Below are 875 nucleotides of genomic sequence, written 5' to 3'. Positions count from 1 at the left end.
GAGGATTTTTCAATACGTGCTGAAAAATATGAGAACTATCAAGAAACTTTTGAAGGGCGTAACAGCTTTTCCAAAACAGATCCAGATGCCACTTTTATGCGGATGAAGGAAGACCATATGAAAAATGGCCAACTCAAGGCTGCTTATAATCTTCAAATCGCTACTGAAAACCAATTTGTTCTTCACTATGATATCTTCTCAAATCCAACAGACACCAAGACTCTTCTTCCCTTACTTGAAACTTATCCGCATAACGTAAAGACAGTTGTCGCAGACGCTGGATATGGAAGTGAAGAAAACCTCCTTCGTTTAGACGAAAAGGGTGTGAACCATCTGATTAAATATGCCATGTTTGATAAGGAACAGAAGAAAGGGTATAAACAGTCGGATAGGAACTTAGCGAATTGGCACTACAATGACAAGGAGGATAGCTACACGCATCCTGATGGCTGGTGCTATCGTTTTCATCATATCAAACATCAGAAAACACAGACGAACTTTCAACAGGAAATCAAGGTTTACAACGCTGATGAACCTGAATCAGCCCCTCAAAAGGGACTGTATATTAACGAGCGCTATCAGCACTTAAAAATTAAAGAATGCAAGGCGCTTTTATCTCCCGAAGGTAGACAGATTTTCGCTCAACGCAAGATTGATGTGGAACCTGTCTTTGGGCAGATAAAGGCTTGTTTGGGTTACAAGAGATGTAACTTAAGAGGCAAGCGTCAAGTGAGAATTGACATGGGATTGGTGCTCATGGCCAATAACCTCCTAAAATACAATAAGAGAATGACTCAAAATTAAAAAGCTAGAATTCCACAATTGGGAACCTCTAGCTTTTTTGTGGCTGAGAACTATTTTGTCCCAGACACTTT

1 protein-coding gene is annotated in these 875 nt (G+C 40.0%); it reads left to right on the top strand.

The window, feature by feature from the left end:
• On the top strand, positions 1-804 hold an 804-nt coding region (locus GEZ89_RS09480), incomplete at its 5' end, for a transposase (protein ID WP_153225813.1).
• Positions 805-875: the final 71 nt, after the last annotated feature.

This window comes from Streptococcus mitis, from assembly GCF_009496285.1.
GTDB classification, from domain to species: Bacteria; Bacillota; Bacilli; order Lactobacillales; family Streptococcaceae; genus Streptococcus; species Streptococcus mitis_BP.
The sequence above is the reverse complement of the archived record's forward strand: the minus strand, read 5'-3'. Positions and strand labels throughout refer to the sequence as shown.